The sequence below is a fragment of the Sphingobacterium paludis genome (assembly GCF_004364125.1).
GTDB lineage: Bacteria > Bacteroidota > Bacteroidia > Sphingobacteriales > Sphingobacteriaceae > Sphingobacterium > Sphingobacterium paludis.
In genome coordinates this window covers 90,911-110,375 of sequence record NZ_SNZV01000011.1, presented here as the reverse complement: position 1 = coordinate 110,375, position 19,465 = coordinate 90,911, and the positions used below count along the sequence as shown (strand labels likewise).

The window sequence follows — 19,465 nt, the reverse complement described above, 5'->3', positions numbered from 1 at the left end:
GTAATTAGGACTGTGTTGAAAGGCTACGATGCGATAGCCTCTGGGGTTCATGTCGGGAAATACACTTCTGTTTACGTAATTATTCTTTAACGGTACCATGATCACAGGGAAGCCCGGTACTTTATTATTGAAGTATTGGTTATCCCAGTCAAAGTCATAGATTGGTATATCGGTTTCGAGCACGGCGCGACCAGATTTTGGGCTTGAAGACTTTGTCTTGCGACGAACCTCGCTTTGTTGCGAGAGAATTCGCGCTGTTTTTTTTGCCTCCTGAACGGTGAGTTCCTTCTTCGAATTGAGTTCCGATAGTTCATTTTCGACCTTGCAGCTGACAAACGTGAAAATGAAACAGGAGAAGATCAATGATTTTCTTAACTTCATATTTTATAATCGAATGTTATTTTATGTGAGGACGATCTTGTGAGTAAATTGTCCCATTAAACAGACAATGGTAGAAGGAAAAATAGATTGACTATTTGGCGACCTGCCTCCAAAACGAACCTATGAATATGTCTACTGAAACTCTTATAATTAAACCCTGAAACGAGCAGCAAAGTTTTCAGACAAATTCTCAATCATATTCAAATACAACTAATGCTGTGAAAGATGGCTTCCAGACAATGGCTAGATATTTAGCTTCTTCATAAACCCATTTGATAGATATTTTATAATATCAATTTTAAGTTTAACATACTTAGCTTTATAATGAAATTATATTAATATTTTGTTTAATTGTGTTTAAAATTTTATATTTATATTATTGGTAAATTTAAGCTCATTTTTTTGTTTCTTTAGTCGTTTTCAATTTTTCATGTACTAAGGATGATACAAGCAAACCAGACATGGCTGTAAACAAGCTTATAGGGATATGGAAGATGAGTGAATTATACGAATTCCGAATTGATGGTGGAGCTAAGTTTAATGATTCAAAATGAGACTACGACCAGGATGATCTTTTTTTTGCATTTCATGAAAATGGAGATGTTACAACCCATGATATAGAAGGAAAAAAAATGACCGAGAAACATACACTTTCGAGCATGCTAGGAAGCTAATAAATGTTACTGTAGGACGGAAATAGGCGAGTTTAAGATAGCGGAACTATCACCGAGTCTGCTTAACTTCACAGTAATTATAGAGAATGGAATGACAAAGCTCCACTTGATCTTTACTTTAGCACGCGTGTCAATTTCCCGAAGACACGCTAAAAGAATAGTTACGAAAGATTATATTAGTTGTTACAAGACGTGATTCAGAAAAAGATTTTCTCTCCAATATTTGATGCGTTTCAACTGTAGAGCGGCGAAACGCATCAATAATCGGCTAGTAAATATGATTTTGTACAGAATTATAGCCGACCAGTTAAATTCAAATATGTAATTAATATGGATGCTGGTTGATAAGTTTCTGCAAGTTTGTCAGCTATGTCAAAACACAAGAGAGGTTTCCTAGAATTTTATGAAGAAAGTTATCGGAACGGAGCCTAAAGATATATCTACAAAACGCTGTCCCACTTGAGTGTAGGAATTTATAGTACCCTAAATATGTTCCAGTTCTGTCTGCTCTACATTGTTTAGTTCTTGATAGTTATATCCGAGCGCAAATCCATAGGATAGACCACTTCGTCTGCCGACACGTAATTCGTGGCTTATCGCAGTTTCTAACTTTACACCGCTATGATCGACGGATTCGACACTAATGGAATAGCCAGGTTTTAGATTTATAAAGAAGGTTCTCGTACGTGATACACCGAAGCTATAGCTCGCATCAGCGAAAATTGGCATGGAAAATCTGTTACGATCCCCTAGTGTATACAAATCCATATCCATACCAATACCCAAGCTATAGCTCTCTGAGAGGTTCTTTCCAAAGGACAGACTCAACGGTCTCCATTAGTTGCTTTCGTGGTTTGTTTGGTTTTGACGCAAGTCGGTTGCATCAACATATACATTGCCATAAAAAGTTTTACCGCTATCCTTTATGTTCACATCTCCCCAAGCAGGTTGTGCAGCAACAGCTAACTTCAAATAAAATTTCTTTTTATTTATTTTTTGAGCGCTCGTTGAGAAATAAATGAGCAAAAACAGTATGAATAGGCTTGATCTTTTGAACAAATATTTGACAGTGATCGCCTTCATTTTTTTATACGTTTCTGTTTTGGAAGGACTCAGGCTATTCCAGCAGGCAATGCCCAAGAAAATCCAAGTGGATAACGGATCGGAGATTATTTCCAAGGATCTCGATAGGTGGGCATATGAACATCAGGTGGAATTAGTATTCTCCAGACCGGGAAACCAACAGATAATCCGTATATTGAGTCATTCTATGGACGTTTTCGGGACGAGTGCCTAAATGCGCATTGGTTTCTGTTATTGGAAGATGCGAAGGAAAAATTGAAATCTGGAGGGAAGAGTACAATACCTTCAGACCCCACAGGTGTTTAGGGGATATGACGCCTGAAATGTTTATCGAAAAACAGGTAAAAACGGCGGAATTTTCTACTTTAAAACACTCCTAAATTCGGGGAGAGGTCATTAACTCGTATTTTTAGTATTTATTCATGTTTGAAAAACTCGAAGGCTTCAAAAATAGGTAAGTCTACCAGATTACTACTATTTGCCGATTATTGTTATATGTACATTAATAAAGCTGGATAAAATACCAAAATTGAAGTAAATCCTAGTTAATAGGATTTTATGTATAGTTAGATATACTTTTGTGGACTTTGAATAGTTTATGTGTGGTTTAATATACTTTTTTTGCTTATTCGATTTTATTTATATTTGTATATTAATCCATACAAATTGTTCTTATTAAGTTTAAATGTATTTTAAAACACACACTTTTATGTTTAATGCTGTTAAAATAATAGATGTCAAAAATTCTATTGGTGAATTCACGCGTAACCTGCGCAAGCAACGGGGGCTTACACAAGATGATTTGGCTAGTCAGCTGGGACTTTCTCGGTTGACAATTCTTAAAGTGGAGAGTGGCGCGAATTTTAAGATTGATACCTTACTGTTGATCTTTCAGTATTTTGATGAACTCGCCACATTGAACGATTTCTTTAAGAATCATAATAATAAGTTTGGCCCTATAAAATCGCTATATTAAATATGGCTAAGAACAGTTTGATAACGGTAAGCTGTCTTGGAACGGAGATCGCTAAAATTGGTTATGATGAGAATAGAGATGAATCTTATTTTCAATATAGTCCAGACTTCTTGAACAGTGGGGTCATGGCCAATTTATTTCCCGATACCGGAATCTTGAGACGTATACCACAGGTGCAGGTGATGCGGAGATACGCTGGAGATACATTCCGATCGCTTCCGCCAATGATAGCGGATTCCCTTCCAGATATGTTTGGTAACATCATCTTCAAGGAATGGTTAGAGAGTAGAAACAGAGATTATACAAAAATTACAGTTCTCCAGCAGCTTGCATACGTGTCAAACCGTGGGATGGGCGCATTGGAGTATCATCCCGAGATTAGCATTCCAAAAGGTACGACTATAGATATTAATGAAATCTTGGAGGTCGTTAAACAAGTTCTGCAAAGCAAGGAGAGCGCTTTCGCTGAAGGGCTGGATCACCGATCGCTGCTTAATGTATTCAAAATTGGATCTTCCGCAGGAGGGGCGCGACCAAAAATTCTGATTGCCGAGCACAAGGCTTCCGGAAAGATCTATCCGGGCGATGTGTTTTATGGGCAGGAGTATGATTCATATTTGATTAAGCTGAATCTGGGCGACGTATCTTACGATAGGGAGGTGATAGAGTATAGTTATTACTTAGCGGCATGTGAGGTTGGTGTGCAGATGATGTTTTCCAAGTTGGTGGATGATAAGCATTTTGCAACGCTACGCTTTGATCGTCAGGATGGTGAAAAGCAACCGGTGCTTACAGCCTCGGGTATGACGGGTTGGGATTTCAAAGATTTAGCGGTTTCAAGTTACGAAAATCTATTCGAGCTTGCGCTGCATTTGAAGCTTCCACACGTACAGATCGAGCAGCTCTATCTGCGTATGGTATTTAACGTTGTTTTCTGTAATGCTGACGATCACTTGAAAAATCACAGCTTTATTTACGATCCCGCGCAGGATCGCTGGAGCCTAGCGCCGGCATATGATCTTACATATTCCCTAAATCCACTTATCAACTTTTCGAAAGTTAGCCGTGCACTTTCCATTAACGGAAAGCGTACCGAGATAACCCTTGCAGACTTGGAATATATAGCCGAAAGGTTTACCATTAAAAATGTGAAGGGCATGATCCAAAAAGTACAGGGGGTGATTCCCTTTTGGATCGAGAAGGCAAAGCAGCTCGGCATTCCAGAAAAGATTATAGAACGGATTCATAACGACTTTGTAAGGCTGATTTGATGTTCTTTCGATACTGTTCGTTATATTTTGGTGATCTTTGTGCGATCCAGAACACATGCTATTGCGTCATGGAGTCGCCGCTAGATTCCTCCCGTTTAATGGTCATTTCTGTTGCTCGGCAGGAGAAGCCTATTTGCTCATCTTTGCGTGAAGCATACTAGGCTCGGCTCAAGTATTTTTTAACTTTATCCACGTACTGGTTATCCATATCACGGACAGGCAGGAAGAAGACGATACGTCCCTGCTGCCAATAATCATCGCAAAGTGCGTTGATCTTTTTGATCATACGATCGGTTTCCAGACCAAGTCTTTCAAATTCTGGATGTAGGTCGGTTGAGAAATCTTTAGGCTCATAACGTAATGACTGTTGATAGAGGTTGTTTTTCTCATCCACTGCAAACTGCAATCCCATCAGTACTTTTTCCACCTGACTTTTATAATCTACGGCAATCTGGAGTATATTTCTGCTTTCCTGCACAATCTCTGTATCAAGGACGAGCAATCTAACCTTGGATAGCGCTACGGAGAGATGCGGAAAGGAATCGATCTCCCGCCGCAGTTGTTGTATTTCGATCGATGTCATCAGCTTGGCCTGATGGATATCGATTGCGAAGAGCCGCTGGATCCAGTCGTTGAGCTTTCCGTGAAAATCTATAAGTGCGTTTTTCTCTTCTCCACGATGGCTACCCCGGAGATTGGCTTGTAAATTGACCTCGCTTTTAAAGATTTCTAGATTTTTTTGAAAGCTTGATTTAGCCTGTTCGACCTTGGAGGTCAGCTCGGCAATATCCTCCTTGGACGCTTGGTTTTCGGCCTTTTTTTGCAAGTAACCTGTAAAATAGCTCCTGAATGCCAGATGAACGATTGAAGTGATTGCTGCGTTGAATAAAACGATGGAAACGGTATCCATGTGATGGTTTGGTTAAAATGTTGTATTAATATGTTTGGATGGATAACTTTATGCTGGACAAATGTATCCCTGAAACGTTCGGTTGTTTAGCAGGTATTACGATTCGATCAATTTTAGTGTTTGCATATCCATTTTACCTTCGAAATAGCGATCCAGCACCTGCTGGAAAATAGGATGATTACCGCTTGCTTTAGCAAAAAGTGTCATGCTTGACTGTAATTTAAGGTTATCTGGCCAGCCCAACACCTCGAGTGCAGTTTTTCCTTCAATAAGCAAGAGTTCTCTGGTGATTTCGATCAGGTTTTCTCCCAAGATGGGATGCGCAAGGTATTGCTCTGCTTCTTCTAAATTCTTCATAATGTAGAACTGTGCGTTTTCGCTTTGTCCCAATCCTTGAATCTGCGGGAAAATAAACCATATCCAGTGCGATTCTTTTTTTCCGTTCTTAATCTCGTATAACGCCGTCAGATACGCTTGATTTTGCGCATTCAGAAAACGTTGCAGGTCGTATTCCATTTCTCTTGTCCAGTTGAACGTTGCAAATGTAGATATTTTCGGGTTTTTTCATGCCGAATATTAGCATAAATAAAGGTTAAATTATCCTTGGAAAAACGGTTCAAAAAAATCCGGTGTCTCATTGGTGTCGATATCCATTGCCTATCCGTGGTCACTGACTTGAGTTATAATTCTGAAAATAAATATTTAAATAGTATTTACAAAACTGGTATTAGTTTATATCTTTTTAGAGAAGCATAGGTGGACTAGGAGTAGTTTAGATCCTGTGTGCAATAGAAAAAATATATATAAGATGAATAATAATTTAATAGAAATTGTAACGGAAATAAACCGCGAAATGACACTGCTTGACTTAGATAATAGTCAACCCATTAATAGGCTGCCCGTTCCCGCAGATGAGATGCGCTCATAGTTATAAAAGACCTCTAGAACATTTCTGGAATAAAGCATTTTTTTTTAACGATGAAACGGTAAGGTACGCTGCAATAGTGTCGGTATTCGTCTAAGCACACGTGTCCGTTCTTCATTACCGTAGCGTAATGGAGTTTTTTTAAACTTGTAACGGGATACTGGCAGTCCGCCGAGTACAGCCCGCTCAACGTCTTCAAACTGCTGCCTAAGGCTGTAGTTACGACCCTTTCAGCATCCCATTGTTATGATGTTCCTGATGCTCCTGTATCGCAGCATTGAGATCCTTTAGGCTATGCTATGTATTTTTGTGCAGCGGAGCATATATTCTACTGTAGACCATCTTCACCGCTCCCTCCACTAGAGCCTTGTCCCGTGGGCGATAGGCTCTGGTAGGCAGAACACTGGTCTGGTAGTGATCAGCGAAGTAGGCAAAAGTTTCGTTCAGAGTGGTTCATACCGATTACTCTTGGTTACGGCCGCTTTTAGATTGTCTGGAACAGTCGCCAAAGGTACACCGCCAAAATAGTGTAGTGCGTTTTCGCAAGCACTTATCAGATCCTCCTTGCCCTGGCTCCCGTTCATCAGGAAAACATTTATCTTTTTTGGATACGGGTCATCGATATTGCTATTCAACCGAATCCTTGAAAAAGCACTGTCGAAAACGGAGGTAGAATAATTGAAATAAGCGAATAATTATATGAAATCAAGATTTTGTGTACTGGGCGCATTCATGTTCTGTACTTTGAAAGTTCGCTCGCAACCTCAAAAAATGGGGTATTTGGAAGGTAAAGGCGCAAGGATATTTACTACGGCAAATCCGATACGCGCTTTAAAAAAGATGCCCGCGTAGTGCTGGGCTTTAGAGTAGGAATAGGTAATTCGTCAATCGTCATCGGTGAAAGTTTTAAGATCATCCCTGTTGGTATCAACTATGTTTATGGCAAAAAAGAAGCGCATTACTATTGGAGTAAATGCAGCATTAGGTCTCTATGATATTTCAAAAGGTTAGCAAGAAAACAATTATTGTCATTTCGTGCCTTCTTTGGAAGTTGGATACAGATTTAGGCCAATGACAAAAGGAGTAGCTTTTTAAGGGACCTACGACCCTCTTTTTGACACGGTGGATGGAACGATGCCTGCATATTTCGGTGTGGGGATCAAATGAGGAGATAATGTCTGTAAACATAAAAATCGCTCCAAACATTACTTTTTTAACGTCAAAGCCCGACATCAACAATGTCATAAAAGGACCGGACAGTGCAATGACAAATGCGAATGACTTGAATAGCATACCGGCTTATCGATAGAGATGATTTAGTGTGCTGCAGTTTACAGTAAAATAACAATGAATCCGAGTTCGGCACCAATAACGGTAATAAAATCCAAGCACCCGATGTATGCGTATTTTTTCATATAAATTATCTAAAGAACATCCTTCAATTTCTAAAAAATCATAAAGCTGCAAAGCCGTTCTATTAATGCTTTCTCAACGAAGCCATCAACTTTCGGACTTTAAACGCTTCAAAATAACAGAACATAAATGCGCTTCATTTTTGTCGCCCCAATTCCATCCGCAGTCCGGCAAATTGATCCAAGGTGTCGGCTCGGTACACTGGTTCTAGGTCGTTCATAAATTCCTTTTGGTCCTTACTGACGACATACTTTAAGCTGTTTCGTATCTTGTGTAAACCTGTCAACTTTTTGCTGACGATTTACTTAGTGCACAGTACAGATCAACAACGAACTTGGGTATTTTGCCAATTTCCTATTGCCTTTTCGCTACAAGGATTGGATAGAAATTTTTATACCACAGGCACAATATTTTTGCAAGACGGAGTTCTGAAAGTTCAATGATAGTGTGATAACCATTTAAATTGATGAGGGACAAACCTCAAACTGACGCGTCTTCTGTTAAAGTACTTTTATATTGGAAAGAGCCTGAAGGGACTATCGTCAAGATTCTTGTGCAAATGATAAAAAAGCAGCCATCTTCTTTTTCTTTAAAATTTTATAACCATTTAAATGAATAATCTTAACAATGAAAGCGAGCGTTTGATTGATCGCCTAAGCGCGCTGGTGGCGGTGGTCCCCACTATTAGTTTTGCAGCAGGATGTTTAATAACCTATCTTCTGAGGCGATAGTGACAAAAAGATTTAGGTCTTTAATCTACAAAATCTAAAATATTAACTTTTGATATTAAAAAATAATTTATTTTAATTGCAACTATGTTGCAATAATATTAACTTAGTACTGTTGCAACCGGGGATAAGCTGAAAAACCCGTTATCACAGTAGGCATTACAATTAAATTTAGTAGTTATGAAAGATTCAGTAGAAAAAATCAAGTTAAATCTGGAGGATCTCCAATTAGAAAGTTTTGTAACAAGTATCGATAGCGAGGTGGCAAAACGCCTGTCTGGTGGTTTGGGAAATGTGTCCGAACCAACACATACCGAGCCTACAGATGATCATCATAACCCGCCGGTCAGATGTACTACGGTAATCTGTTAATGTAATTATAAGGATAGGGAAGTCAGGTCGAGTACCTGACTTTCTTGCTTATACCTCTGCCGTCGTCAATATGCCGCTTTCAAACAGCAGTCGGATCTGGGTGTATATGTGGGCCTTTAGGGAATTATCCTCATCCAGTTTCCCGATCATGGATCTCAGTTTGTTGCTGACCTGATCACACAATAAGGCTCCTGTTAGCGTTGTATTTTCCACCTGTTGTACAATCAGCATACTGATCAACCCAATGTAGCTGCTGCTGACGCCCCATTCGTCAGCTATAAATAGGACTGCCAGCTTATCTGAAGGGAGTGCCAGGGCTTCCCGTAGCGCTTCGTTAAGTAGATAAAAGCTTACGTGGTCGGCCAGCATAAGGGAATGCGGGGTTAGGTCCAACATTTTGCCATCCGTTAGTTGCTGGATCTTACTTTTGATATAGGCATTTTTCTTGCTGTAACACAAATAGCCTTTATGTTGTTTCCACAGCTTATTTTGGGTCTGCTCCAGTGCAAAAACAGCCTGTAAGCTAGGGGCTGGATCAGCCTGAAGGAGCTGTTCGGTCAAGCTGTTTTCAAAATCATGGAGACCGTTCTCCTGATCAACGATCTTGCGGATGGTGGGTTGCTCCTCTAGATACTGTAGGGTCAAGGGGTAGTACTTTTTCAAAAGTCCTCGCTGCAGGTCCCTAAGGTTTAGCTTGATTGCTTGTTGTACTGATTTATGAAGAGGCGGAAGGCTTGGGCAGAAGATAGAAGACATATTGCTGTCAAGCAGCTGCAAGATACTGTAGCCGATTCCGGCCGCACCGGAAAGCAACCCATAGTCGTCACGGCCAGCAGAGATATAGCTGTTATAACTGCCGGTAGTCTGGTACTGCAGCTGCGCTTTATCAATGACATGCAGTAGCAGTTCACTATTGTATTCCTGTGCCGTATGGGGATAGGTTAGCATAAAAGGCAATAGCCCGGCAGATCCACTGCAGACGGTATAGTCATGCCGTTCAGCCTGAAGGATAGTACTGCTGCATTTTTGGGCGATGTGGCGGCATTGATCCAGGTATACTGTTTTACCCGTTGCCCGCCAGGCTGCGAGCCGGGCCAGGCCGATCCCTGCGGCACCATGTGCCCAGGAATTGAGCTCTTGGATATGAGGCAGAAAGTTTTTCAGCTCCCAATGCTGTATATTGGCGGCTTGGAGACGATGACTTCCGAGGCGCAGATCGAGCCAGTTGCCAAAATCGGCATGGAAATATTGCATTTCGTAGAGCAGTGCCTCTTCGGCAAGGTACAATAGGGCCTTATTGTCAAAATATTCGGCTACTTGCAATAGTATATAAGCGATTCCCGAGGCACCATGAGAAAATCCGGTCAGGCTATCGTAGGCGGATTTGGATTGGTTGTAGTCCCATTTTAATCCCTTTTCGGAAGGACGAGCTTCGCTGACCAGGCGGTCAATCAGCTCTTGGATTAGTTTGATCAGCGCTGGCTCGGGGTGATAATGTTGTAGCAGGGTCAGTACAAATAGGCTCCCTGAGTAGCCACTGAGCAGATCAGCTTTAATGGTCTGCCGCACAAGTTGCTCCTGATAGGTCAGGGCTAGCGCATGGGCCCGGTCAAGATACTGCTGACCGCCGCCAAGTTCGAATAACCGAATATAGGTGTAAATTACTCCCGAAAGTCCTGTAAATAAGCCAAAACCCTGCGGGCTGTTCTGCTCCAGATGATCAGTGATAAAATCCATTGTCCGTTGGGCGATATGCAGATCGGCTTGCGATCCGCTATACGAATAACGGGCAAGGAAGAAAAGTGCAATACCGCTATTGCCCTGAAAGAGGTCGGCGGTGACCTTAAAATCGTAGGTTGTTGCACTGGTATAATACGGGCTCAACCAATATAGCCCACTTTGGTGCTGCCGGCAGGCCTGGAGGATGTGTTGGGTCACCTGTTCGAGATGATCGGTCAGCCGTTGCCGCTGGGTACTGTTAAAAAGAGTTGTCATATGGGGTTTTGGGAAGATAAAATAGCCTGTAAAGAGTGCCGAAGGCAATAGGATGCATAGGCTTCATCCAGATTGGACAAGCCTACTCTGTTGTTGTTCATGTGGATCAGGCTCCCACATATAGCAATCTTTTTTTTGGGATGATCCACGGCTGCTAAGTAGCTGCGGAGCAGTTGTGCACTTGTTGTTAAGAAGACCATCCTGTCATCAGACTTTTCTTTGTTGTCGAGATCGCTCCAGAGCTGAGCAATAGCAGGTATGAAAGTTGCTGCCTTGCTATTGAAGTTTTTCTCGAACTGGTCTGACCAAAACTGGTGCTCCGCCTCGGGATCCTGCAAAGGATCGAACAGGCGGCGTATCCAACCACCGATAAAATAATCGAGCAATTGGCACAGGCGGGGAATCTCCCAGCCGAGTGCCTTGAGCAGGATCAGCTGCAGGTGTATGGCTTCAGTCAAGGGCGACCCACGCTGCGGTTTTGGGACAACATGGGCCAAAATATAGCGGGAGGAAAGGGAAAAATAATGCTCGGCCAAATGGATCGTGTGGGCATTGCCATAGCGGTCTATTTCGCGTTCGTAAGCAACAACCTTAAGCTTGCATCCCAGTGATGGTACCGATCGGATCTTTTGGTCGAGCGCATCCAGTAGATCGGGCTCCCTAACAGGTGGTACCTGCATACGTAAACGTATATGGCTTCCTTCATCCCAATAACGGATAAAGAAAAAAGAATCAGCGGATGGTATAAAATGGTCTGCGAGAAAAGGCCTGACTATATGGAGCAGAATCAGATCTAAACTCACGGCGCTATAAAGGTGTACAGATAACCAATTGTCTCTCATTTTTTTTGTTAATAGTTGTACCATTGGATAAGGTATTCTTTGACTTGATCCTGTGCTGGCCCTGCTGTAGGATCGAGGGCAGGGAGTACTTCCTCAAGGATAAGGTACTGACCGGCACGAGCAAGTAGCCGAACAAAGAGATCGACCAGAATCGGCTGCTCAAACGAGATATACTGGGGCTTGTAATCGTCAGGCAAAAGTTTTTGTGCTTGATGACCCTTGACGACTTCCTCGATAGCAAAGGAACGTTTCCGTAAAAATAAAAAGACGGTAGCGGGTACGCCTGCATCCACTCGCCAGCTGTTGAGGCGTACAAAGTACTGCGCAGCGGTCTCCGTCCCTTGCGGCGCGGGTATAACACGCCGCTGGATGCACCAAGTTTTGCGCCGGATAATGACTGTTTCGGCATACACAATACGTGGTAGCAGAATCATGGGCAGGGTGGCCGGATCCTGGGGGAGATATTGTCGGTCGATGCAGTTGATAAAAGGCTGCAGGTAAACTTTGTCATCGCTGTTAAAATGTGCCATCAGCTGATAGAAATTGGAGCGGTTGTAAAAGGATTCCAGACAAAGGTCATAAGCAAATACTTCCTGCTCCCGGTAAAATAAGGACAGAAAGTCTTCGCCTTCGATATGGCAAACAGATAACTCGTGTACCGGAATCTGTCTTTCTGGGGGGTAATGTCGATGTTCGTCCGAAAGGCTGCATTCCTGAAAGAGCAATGGCGGATGGATGTTGGCGTTAAAGAATGAGCCATCGCTCAGCTCGGCTTTCAGCACCTCGGGATGGAGTCGCTCATTATGATTACGGATACTATCGCTCATGGCTGGGGGGAATAGGTGCAGAAAGCGGCCGCTGACTTTTCCCATCCCGGGCAACACCGCATTGATAACCCCTATAAGCGGGCTCTCGGAAGCGTTATCTCCAGGTTTCGCGTAAAACTGGACGAATATTCCACGTGAGTAGCCTGTTTTTTGATGCCCATTTTGAGCTTGGGACATAGCGTCGAAAAAATGTGCATCAAGATAGAGGATGTCCTGACCGGGAACCACGATTTCTTTGAAGTGCCGGTCAAGGTTTTCAATCCATGGGCCGGAATTTGTAAGCTGTGGCGGAGCCGCCTCTTTTTCCTGCTTTTTGACATTGGAATAATAGTCGAAATAGAAATCCAGGATATTGACGCTGGCCCTGACAGGATAATGCTGTTTGAAAAAGGAAAGCATTTTTTCTCTTTCGGGAGCCATGGCCTCCATAGGGCGGAGGTACTGCAGCAGGGCATCTGTTTTTTCAATAAACTGGCGGACTGGAGCTGCTGGAAGGTTGTACGTTAGGTCGGTGTAACAATCCTCGTAAATAAGCTGTCGCCCTGAAAAATGCAAGGGGTCGGGAGTTGTTTTTTTGAATGGCGCTGCTGCACTGTTGGCAGTAATCGCTGGGGCTGCGGCGCCTGTTTCAGCCTGGAGCTGTTTAAGAGAGCTATTAACTTCTTTTTCCGCGACTTCCAGCAGCTCTTTCCGTAGCATGACATTGGCCTGCGGGTAGGCTGCCTGAACCGTAGCAAGGCTGTCGAGCAGCCGAATGAGGAGCATCATATCGGGATGGTTGCAGTTTGTCGCGCTTAAAAAATGCCTTAAGGCCTGGCTCCAATGGTGGTCCATCGCAGAAATATCGGTACTTAGCTCCAGAAAACCTGTATCCACCAATTGCATAAGATGTTGTTTTAACTGGCGCCGGTCTGCAGGAGCAACTATAGGTTCCAGCATTTGAATCAACGCAGAGAAAGTCATATTGGAAGTGCCTGCGGTACGCAGCTGTTCTAAAATATAACGCTGCAGCCCGACCGCGGGAAGCTTCTGGAAGGATTCGATATTGTGGTGGTTAAATAAAAAGGACAATTTATGCTCTTCGAGCCGGACGGTATTGTTGAGCCTTACCAGCAGATATTCGTTGAGGACAGGATGCTGATTAAGGATGGATTTAATGTATTCAAATAATCCGTTATGGAGGCGGATGCCACTTCGGATCGACGGTTTTGCGCTGTCGAAAATAGCATTATCGTTGCCGATAAACTCTGCTTGTCCAGTATAGGTGAAGCTGCTGAATGGCGATGTCTTGAAGGTCATTCGCGTCAGGTAACGGAGCAGGCTAAAGATCAGCCGCCATTCCTTTGGACCAAAATCTTTAGGATCTTTGCTGATATAGTCGGGGAGCTGGCTGTACAGCACTGGACTGGACAATAGGAGTCCATTTTGTAATAAGGGATTGCCCGCGAGCTGTTGAAGGTGGCGATGGCTATTGCTCAGATGTTGCTGGTAATCTGTTTCCTGATTGCTTTCGGCAATATTTATGGCAGTTATCAGCTCAAATAGTTTGCGCAGTTGTGCCTGTAATGCGGGCGGCAACAGCGGGCTACAGTCGGTCAGTAATTGACCACTGATGGTTTTGTTGTTGTGGATGACCCGTTTGAGCCGAATCAGATTGATACGTTCGGTATCACCTGGCGCAGTTTGCACCAATTCGTACAGGCTATCGCAGATGGCCGTCTGCAGCAGCGAACGCTCATCATGCATTTTATGTAGACGCTGTAGCCGCTGCTCTAGACCTGCAAGGTGAAATGGGGCAAAAGTAGCGACGGGCAAACTCGCATAGCGGACGAGGGAATAGGGAAGGATTTCAATCATGATGCATGGATTTAATAAAGTTGGAATAGCAATCAATTTGTTAACTCAAGCTGATTTTTGATCAGTTCGTAATAACTGCCTTTTTTTTTGATCAGCTCTTGGTGCGTGCCTTGTTCGACAAGGGTGCCCTGATCGAGCACAATAATCTGATGGGCATTTTTCACGGTGCTGAGGCGGTGGGCAACGATCAAGACAGTCTTTTCCTCAAAAAAACTGTTTAGGTTATTGACAATCGTTAGCTCATTGTGGGCGTCAAGCGAATTTGTGGCTTCATCGAGAAAAATATAAGGTGGATTGCGATAGATCATCCTTGCGATCAGGAGGCGTTGTTTTTGACCACTGCTCAGCCCATAGCCGTCCCGTCCTATAATGGTTTGGTAGCCGAAGGGCATGGTTTGGATGAAATGGTGCATATTGACCAGTTGTGCGACCTCCTGCAAGCGTCTTTCGTCCTTGACTAATGCACCGGCGTAAATATTGTTGGCGATGGTATCCATAAAGATGTAGCCATCTTGCATGACAACACCACAACGGGCACGCCAGGCCTTGGCATGCAGTTGGTCGAGTGGGGTATTGCCGATCATGATTGATCCCGGATTGGTCCGATAAAATTTGAGCAGTAGCTTGATCAGTGTTGTTTTGCCGCTGCCGCTAGTACCCACAATGGCTGTGATCTTGCCGGCTGGAATATGTAGGTTGATATCCTTGAGGACTGCTTCGGTGTTGGCCATATCGTACCGAAAAGTTAAATTGTTGACATGGATAGACTGCGGACTGGCGGCGATAGGCTGGCTGGGGATATCCTGATCTTCAGCAGTCTCCTGATGTACCTCCGCCATGCGCTGCAGGCTGAATTTGGTGTTCTGAGAGACACGGGCAAATTCAATCAATTGGGTCACGGGGCCATTTAACTGTCCACAGATATAGGTGATGGCCAGCATACCGCCCAGGGTTACATGTCCTTGGATAACCAGCATTGCAGCTGCATAGGTGATCAGGACATTTTTGATTTCATTTAGAAAAAAGCCAACACCCTGCATAAGTTGATCCAACTGCAGGGACTCCATTTTCAAACCGTAGGATTGATCTTGGATGCCGGCCCAGAGTCGCTGTTTCTCCTGCTCGCTACCCGTCAGTTTGATCTCCTGCATCGCATAAAAGATTTCCAGCAATAGCTGCTGATTGGCAGATAGTACTTTAAACTTTCGCTGGTCGATCACCTTTCTTTTGTGCTGGAAGGAATTGGACCAGAGCACACTCAGCAGCGCACCGATGAGAAAGATGGCAAAAATCTGCCAGTTGTAGTAAAAGAGAACTGCACCAAAAACCAGCAGTGTGATGGCCGAAAGCATAAAATTGATCAGAGAATTGGTCAGAAAATCTTCGATACGCTGATTGTCATTGATACGTTGCATATTGTCGCCAGCCTGCCTGTTGTCAAAAAAAGAAAACGGAAGTTCCATCAGTTTGGCGAGAAACTCCTTGAGCATCTTGATGCTCGTCCGGGCGCCGATAGCAAACAGGAGTCTCGCCCGAAGGTAATCCATGAGCATTTTGGCGCAGAATAACATCAGCTGCCCCAGACAGATCAGCAGCAGCAGATGGGTGTTTTTATAGGCGATGCCTTTGTCTACCGTGAGCTGTGTCAAAAAGGGAACTGAAAGGGATATCAGACTGGTAATCAGTAAGCTGATACCGATTGGGATCAGCTTTTTGCGGTGGCCTTTGAGCAGGGGCAGCAAGGACCAAACAGATGCAGACGGATCAGCGATGCTGGCTTGGGATTCAAAATCAGGGCTCGTTTCAAGCAACAATGCCCGGCCGACACCTGTACCTACGGCAGTCTCCCAGGAGCGTAGGAAATCCATTGTTTTGATCTTCACTTTACCGTTCATTGCCGGATCTGCAAGGTAGGCATACTTGGTTGTGATCCGATAAAGTACCACATAATGCTCACGCTCCCAGTGCAGGATGCAGGGTAGAGGAGCCTGCCTGCTCAGTACCTGATAGGATAATGATGCCGACAATGTTTTGAAACCAAGCTGCTGTGCAGCCTCAGCCAGCTGATGAAAACTGGTACCCTGCTTGCCGATGCGGCAAAAACTTCGAAAATGGGACAGTGGAAATGTTTTTCCGAAATATTTTGTGATGATCTTGAGGCAGGTAGGACCACAATCCATGGCGTCGGGCTGCTTGTAAAATGGAAATCTTCGCTTTGGTCGAAAGGACAGGATCATATACCAACAGTTTGAATGAGTGTTAATGCATCAAAGTTGCAAATATTATTATTTATTTGCAACTTTGATGCATTACTTAATTTACGATGAATAAGTCCTTATCCCTTAGCTTTAGCTTGATCAAAAAAGAATTTCAAGTTGCTTACCGCGACCGGACGATCTTTATTTTTTCCTGTATCGTATTTGTATTGCTGACTTTAAGTGGTCTTTTGGGGATATTGCAATATCGGCAGGATGCGCAGGACCGACGGGAGAGCAACAAAAAATTTAGCAGCGAGCTGCGGACATTCCACGCAGATGCGCATGATGTGGCCCATTATGGTACTTACCTTTTCAAGCCTTTGAGTCCACTGACGGTTTTTGATCCTGGGCTAAATGATTATTTCGGGACGAGCTATCGGGTGGAGGCGCATGTGCAGCATGAAGTCGATTACAGCAATGCGGAGGGTGCAGATGCACAATTGCGTTTCGGAAGCCTGACATTGACCTTGATCTTGCAGGTATTGCTCCCCTTTCTCTACCTGACGATGTGCTGCACGATGCTGACACAGGAGCGCGAGCAGGGCACCCTAAAGATGCTACTGACGCATGGTTCCAGTCTTTCCAGACTACTGTGGTCGAAAATCATCGCCTATTATATATTTGCAATACTCTGGTTGCTACCTGTCTTTATGGGTATGCTGGTATTATTATGTTTATTTGACCCTGAGCATCTGTTGCTGGGCAGATTTGGCTTTATGATGCTGGCTTATCTGGTCTTTTATTTTTCCCTGACCCTAATTGCTGCGCTAATTTCTTTGTACAGTCGTTCGTCGCGTTCGTCGATACAGCTCGCGATGGGAATGTGGCTGTTGGGAGCGATTGTGCTGCCAAAAATCGGGACGACATGGATTGATCAGCGCTACCCTTTGTCCTCAAGGGCTGAATTTAATAATCAGGTCCGACAGGGCTATCTTAAAGGGATCCATGGGGAAGGTGACAGTAGATCCCGTGTAGAGAAATATCTCGAACAGGTTTGTAGCCAATATGGAGTCAAAAAATTAGCGGAACTGCCTCTGAACGTCGATGGTCTAGTCTTGCAGTATAATGAGGATTATCAGCAAAAAGTATTTGACTATTACTATGCTAACGTGGAAAAAATAATTGATCAACAGCAACAAAGCTTATCTGCTATGGGACTGTTGAACCCCTTTACGGCATTGAAAAGATTATCCATGACCCTGTCTGGAACGGATTTTTTTCACCATCAGCTGTTCTTCCATCAGGCTAAGGATTATCGAAATACCTTTATTCGCCGACTCAACAATGAAGTTGCTAAAAAAACGAAACAAGAGGAACTGCATAAGGTCTCGACAGAGGCGCCCGCCGCACTGTTCCCTGCTTTTCACTATCCTCTTCCGAAGCTTGCCGTTCTGCTGTGGCGGGAGGGTATCCCTCTTTTTGGGCTCCTGATCTGGCCATGTGTCCTGGCCCTTGTGTTAGGCTTCCGTCTGAAATTTATTAAAACTAGGCTATGAATCTCCTTAAACTTATATTTCGATTCGAATGGAAGCAGTTTATTGCACAGCCCCTGCAACTTGCTCTACTACTTTTCTTCATTTTGCTTGGGGGATACAGTCTGTACACGGGAGGGCATTTTGTCGAGCAGCAGCTTAGGGGGCTCGATACCCTCCAAAGGAATCAGCAGCGGCAATTCGCAGAGTTGATACAGCGGTTTGACAGTGATACCAGCACCATAGAAGGGAAAAATTTGGCTATTCAGGCGGGACTGCCGCAGGTTATCGAATACCGGGCATCGCCAATCGCCACAAATCCCCCGGCAGCACTGGCGCTGATGGCAATCGGACAACGGGATATCCTGCCATCCTATGATGTAGTCAATAGCAAAAGGGACTTTTTTACGCCTCCAAATACCGCTATAGCCAACCCCGAAAAATTGGCTGCAGGCAATTTTGATTTATCTTTTGTACTGGTCTACTTGATCCCGCTGCTGATTATTGTGCTGTCCTATGACTTATTCGCCCGAGAGAAAGAACAACAGACGGATCGCTTGCTGCGCCTACATGGAGGTAGTCTGCGACGCATTCTTTTATATAAATTACTCTTTAGGCTCGGGTTGCTTTGGCTGCTGCTATCGGCATTCAATGGTATCGGTTTGATGATAGCGCCGCCGGCTATACCAAAAGATGGCGTTGATTTTCTGCTCTGGAACCTGGCGACCCTAATTTATCTGTTGTTTTGGTTTGTGCTGGCCTGGATGGTCGTCCTCCGTGGAAGCTCATCCCGCAAAAGTGTACTACTACTAATGGGCATCTGGCTGCAACTGACGATTGTGCTGCCTGCGCTCTGCAATCGGCTGGTTGCACTAAAACAGCCTTTGCCACTACGGACGGAATTGGTGTCCAAACAACGGAAGGCGATGCTCGATACTTGGGAGATGCCTATACCGCAGATTGTTGAGGAATTTTATAACAATAATCTGCAATATGTGCCGTTGCGGCGACCCACAGATACCGCACAATATGGAAATAAAAGATTTGTAGCTTACTATGATCTGCTGGGGCGAAGAATGGATAAAAATATCCGTGCATACCAGCAAGAAGCACAGCTGCACCAGCGCTGGCTGGATAGGACCAGCTGGCTCAATCCTGTCACCCAGATGCAGTCCCTGCTCAATGAAATTGCCCAAACGGGATTGGCCGACTACCTGCATTATCAGGGGGATGTCGCTCGATTTCAGCACCGCTGGGTGCTGTATATGAATGGCTTTTTGCTGCGGGATGCCAAACTTTCGAAAGAAGATCTAAAGCACCTTCCACAATTTTCTCCATCTACTGATCCGGGAAGAATAAGCTCCATTGCCTGGAAAATAGCTGGCATACTGTTCCTGACATTAGCTGTCTGGGCTGTAGCAGAGAAAATGCGACCGATGGAAAAGAAATACTAACAACGAATCATATCAAAAATGAAAAGC

16 protein-coding genes are annotated in these 19,465 nt (G+C 43.9%); 7 read left to right on the top strand and 9 right to left on the bottom strand.

Annotated features, from left to right (window positions below; all coding sequences use genetic code 11):
• From B0I21_RS18160 to B0I21_RS20485, 3 genes are all read right to left on the bottom strand, one after another.
• Window positions 1-381 (bottom strand): hypothetical protein (locus tag B0I21_RS18160; protein WP_133641907.1); only part of this gene is annotated, 381 nt, incomplete at its 3' end.
• Between the two features lie 1,157 nt (window positions 382-1,538).
• The gene (locus B0I21_RS18155; RefSeq protein ID WP_133641906.1) at window positions 1,539-1,784 is read right to left on the bottom strand and encodes a hypothetical protein; all 246 of its coding nucleotides are present in this window, start codon (window positions 1,782-1,784) and stop codon (window positions 1,539-1,541) included.
• A 108-nt stretch (window positions 1,785-1,892) separates the two neighbouring features.
• A complete protein-coding gene (locus tag B0I21_RS20485) occupies window positions 1,893-2,027 on the bottom strand; it encodes a hypothetical protein (protein ID WP_262708496.1) in 135 nt (44 codons plus the stop codon).
• 46 nt (window positions 2,028-2,073) lie between these two features.
• Here B0I21_RS20485 and B0I21_RS20625 point away from each other — a divergent pair, with 46 nt between their 5' ends.
• The 4 genes from B0I21_RS20625 to B0I21_RS18135 all read left to right on the top strand — a co-directional run bounded on the left by B0I21_RS20625 (window position 2,074) and on the right by B0I21_RS18135 (window position 4,385).
• Entirely contained in the window at window positions 2,074-2,352 is a 279-nt protein-coding gene (locus B0I21_RS20625; RefSeq protein WP_208292390.1) for an integrase catalytic domain-containing protein, read from the top strand.
• Window positions 2,271-2,444 (top strand): integrase core domain-containing protein, encoded by a 174-nt coding sequence (locus B0I21_RS20620; protein WP_394346369.1) that lies wholly within the window; start codon window positions 2,271-2,273, stop codon window positions 2,442-2,444. The genes B0I21_RS20625 and B0I21_RS20620 overlap by 82 nt, the downstream gene beginning before the upstream one ends.
• Before the next feature lie 403 nt (window positions 2,445-2,847).
• A complete protein-coding gene (locus B0I21_RS18140; protein ID WP_166637902.1) occupies window positions 2,848-3,114 on the top strand; it encodes a helix-turn-helix domain-containing protein in 267 nt (88 codons plus the stop codon).
• Between the two features lie 2 nt (window positions 3,115-3,116).
• Entirely contained in the window at window positions 3,117-4,385 is a 1,269-nt protein-coding gene (locus B0I21_RS18135; protein WP_133641904.1) for a type II toxin-antitoxin system HipA family toxin, read from the top strand.
• Window positions 4,386-4,542: 157 nt separating this feature from the next.
• Here the strand turns inward: B0I21_RS18135 and B0I21_RS18130 are convergent, their stop codons facing one another.
• The gene (locus B0I21_RS18130; protein ID WP_133641903.1) at window positions 4,543-5,295 is read right to left on the bottom strand and encodes a hypothetical protein; all 753 of its coding nucleotides are present in this window, start codon (window positions 5,293-5,295) and stop codon (window positions 4,543-4,545) included.
• Window positions 5,296-5,391: 96 nt separating this feature from the next.
• Window positions 5,392-5,811 carry a DUF1810 domain-containing protein gene (locus B0I21_RS18125; protein ID WP_133641902.1) on the bottom strand — a complete coding sequence of 140 codons (420 nt, stop codon included), beginning with the start codon at window positions 5,809-5,811 and terminating at the stop codon, window positions 5,392-5,394.
• A 2,730-nt stretch (window positions 5,812-8,541) separates the two neighbouring features.
• Here B0I21_RS18125 and B0I21_RS18110 point away from each other — a divergent pair.
• Window positions 8,542-8,733: a pinensin family lanthipeptide gene (locus B0I21_RS18110; RefSeq protein ID WP_120258748.1), complete on the top strand. Its 192-nt coding sequence runs from the start codon at window positions 8,542-8,544 to the stop codon at window positions 8,731-8,733.
• 48 nt (window positions 8,734-8,781) lie between these two features.
• Here B0I21_RS18110 and B0I21_RS18105 read toward each other — a convergent pair whose 3' ends face one another.
• The 4 genes from B0I21_RS18105 to B0I21_RS18090 form a co-directional block, all read right to left on the bottom strand.
• Window positions 8,782-10,728: a lanthionine synthetase LanC family protein gene (locus B0I21_RS18105; RefSeq protein WP_133641901.1), complete on the bottom strand. Its 1,947-nt coding sequence runs from the start codon at window positions 10,726-10,728 to the stop codon at window positions 8,782-8,784.
• Complete coding sequence (locus B0I21_RS18100; protein WP_166637901.1) at window positions 10,725-11,570, bottom strand: thiopeptide-type bacteriocin biosynthesis protein; 846 nt, start codon at window positions 11,568-11,570, stop codon at window positions 10,725-10,727. The genes B0I21_RS18105 and B0I21_RS18100 overlap by 4 nt, the downstream gene beginning before the upstream one ends.
• Before the next feature lie 8 nt (window positions 11,571-11,578).
• On the bottom strand, window positions 11,579-14,212 hold the full coding sequence (locus B0I21_RS18095) for a lantibiotic dehydratase (RefSeq protein WP_166637900.1): 2,634 nt from the start codon (window positions 14,210-14,212) through the stop codon (window positions 11,579-11,581).
• 74 nt (window positions 14,213-14,286) lie between these two features.
• On the bottom strand, window positions 14,287-16,491 hold the full coding sequence (locus B0I21_RS18090; RefSeq protein ID WP_133641898.1) for a peptidase domain-containing ABC transporter: 2,205 nt from the start codon (window positions 16,489-16,491) through the stop codon (window positions 14,287-14,289).
• An 86-nt stretch (window positions 16,492-16,577) separates the two neighbouring features.
• Between B0I21_RS18090 and B0I21_RS18085 the strand changes: the two genes are divergently transcribed.
• Window positions 16,578-18,008, top strand: coding sequence for an ABC transporter permease subunit (locus B0I21_RS18085; protein WP_133641897.1), 1,431 nt, complete (start codon window positions 16,578-16,580; stop codon window positions 18,006-18,008).
• Entirely contained in the window at window positions 18,005-19,438 is a 1,434-nt protein-coding gene (locus B0I21_RS18080) for a DUF3526 domain-containing protein (RefSeq protein WP_133641896.1), read from the top strand. Before B0I21_RS18085 ends, B0I21_RS18080 begins: the two co-directional genes overlap by 4 nt.
• The last annotated feature ends 27 nt before the right edge of the window (window positions 19,439-19,465 follow it).